The organism is Nocardia testacea NBRC 100365, from assembly GCF_000308775.1.
Lineage (GTDB): Bacteria > Actinomycetota > Actinomycetes > Mycobacteriales > Mycobacteriaceae > Nocardia > Nocardia testacea.
Genome location: NZ_BAGJ01000211.1, coordinates 1 through 583, shown reverse-complemented (window position 1 = coordinate 583; position 583 = coordinate 1). Strand labels below are relative to the sequence as shown.

Annotated in this window: 1 pseudogene; it reads left to right on the top strand. The window is 78.6% G+C overall.

The window, feature by feature from the left end:
- Positions 1-218: 218 nt before the first annotated feature.
- A pseudogene (locus tag ON38_RS36875) lies at positions 219-583 on the top strand (ribonuclease E/G); the annotation flags it as partial.

Below are 583 nucleotides of genomic sequence, written 5' to 3'. Positions count from 1 at the left end.
GGAGGCCGAGGCCGCCGCTGCTCCGGCCGCGCCGGAACCGCCCCGCCGCGCAGCCGGGCACCGGCTCCGGGCAAATCCCTGGCATCGGCACCGAGCCCGCGCCGGCCGACGCCGCCGCACAGGCGCCGGAAGCAGCGGCCGGACCCGGCGCGGAAGCGGCGAGCACCGCCGATTCCGGGACGTCCGCCCGGAGCGACGTCGGCGCGCCCTCGGTGTCCGTGTCGGCCCAGATCTCCGCACCCGCGGATACCTCTCCGGCGAGTGACACCCCGGCCGCTCCGGTGACCCCGCCACCCGCCTTCACGGCCGCGGTGAACCTGTTCGCGAGCCCGGTGCCAGAGGAGCCCGCCGCGGCCGAACCGATCGTCTTCGAATCCGCCGTGGTCGCGGCCCCGCTGTTCCTCTCCCCGGATGCCGCGGCCGCCGAACAGCTGCGCCGCCGCCGGAAGCCCGAACCGGAGCCCGAGCCCGATTCCGCCGCCGAGAACGACGCCGACACCGACACCGAGGACCAGTCCGAGCAGGGCGACTCCGACGACCAGCCGCGGCGGCGCCGCCGCGGCCGGCGCGGGCGCGGGCGCGG